The 1,167-nt window shown below is 58.1% G+C and carries 1 protein-coding gene; it reads left to right on the plus strand.

The features are described from left to right. Nucleotides 1-75: 75 nt before the first annotated feature. Complete coding sequence (locus tag FQ755_RS01175; RefSeq protein ID WP_144150299.1) at nucleotides 76-1,167, plus strand: IS630 family transposase; 1,092 nt, start codon at nucleotides 76-78, stop codon at nucleotides 1,165-1,167.

Consider the following 1,167-nt stretch of genomic DNA (forward strand, 5'->3'; position numbering starts at 1 on the left):
CTAGTGTCCTGTTCCGTTGTTAACTGAACTATGTTTGCGTAGGATGTTGGTATCAACGGAACGGGAGATACCAGCATGCCAATGGGACGACCGAAGGTGGAGTTGATGTTGAGCGAATCCGAACAATCGCAACTTGCTTCGATGGCGCGTTCGCGTTCGATTCCGGCTGCGCTGGTTACACGGGCACGCATCGTCCTGGCTGCGGCCGCTGGCGAACCAAATAGCGAGATTGCCCGGCGCCTGCAACTCACACGTGCCACTGTGGGTAAATGGCGCGCCCGGTTTCTTGAACAGCGCATCAATGGTCTGTACGACGAAGTCCGGCCCGGCAAGCCTCGCACGATCGATGACGAGCGGGTGGCCGAGTTGATCCACAAGACGTTGCATACCAAGCCTGCCGACGGCTCCACGCATTGGAGCGTACGCACAATTGCTGCCGAGACGGCAATCTCTGCGACCAGCGTCCATCGATACTTCAAACTGCTGGGCCTCCAGCCGCACCGCAGCGAAAGCTTCAAACTGTCGACCGACCCGTTCTTCATCGAGAAACTGCGCGACGTGGTCGGCCTGTACCTGAGCCCTCCGGAGAACGCGCTGGTGCTGTGCGTAGACGAGAAAAGCCAATGCCAGGCGCTTGAGCGTACTCAGCCCATGCTGCCGATGGGCTTTGGTTACGTCGAGGGTGTCACGCATGACTATGTCCGTCACGGCACCACCACGCTGTTTGCGGCCCTGAACGTGCTCAACGGCGCGGTGCTGGCCACCTGCAAGCCGCGTCACCGGCACCAGGAGTTTCTGTCGTTCCTGCGTGAGATCGACAAGGCGGTCCCGCAAGCTCTCGACGTGCACTGCATCGTTGACAACTACAGTGCCCACAAGCATCCCAAAGTCAAGGCATGGCTGGCCGCGCGGCCTCGGTGGCACATGCATTTCATCCCCACTTATAGTTCGTGGCTTAACCAGGTGGAACGCTTCTTTGCGTTGATCACCGGCAAGGCCATACGTCGCGGCTCGTTCGGCTCGGTCAAGCAACTGATCAAGCGTATCGATCAATTCGTGTCCCACTACAACGAGAATTGCAAAGCGTTTACATGGACCGCTTCCGCTGACTCCATCCTCGCAAAGCTACAAAGACTTTGTACGCGAATCAGCGGAACGGAACACTAG

The sequence above is a fragment of the Paraburkholderia sp. BCC1885 genome (genome assembly GCF_900996235.1).
GTDB lineage: Bacteria > Pseudomonadota > Gammaproteobacteria > Burkholderiales > Burkholderiaceae > Paraburkholderia.

Excerpts from the sequence above, each read along its gene's own strand:
- FQ755_RS01175 (WP_144150299.1), top strand. The coding sequence starts at position 76 with ATGCCAATGGGACGACCGAAGGTGGAGTTGATGTTGAGCGAATCCGAA.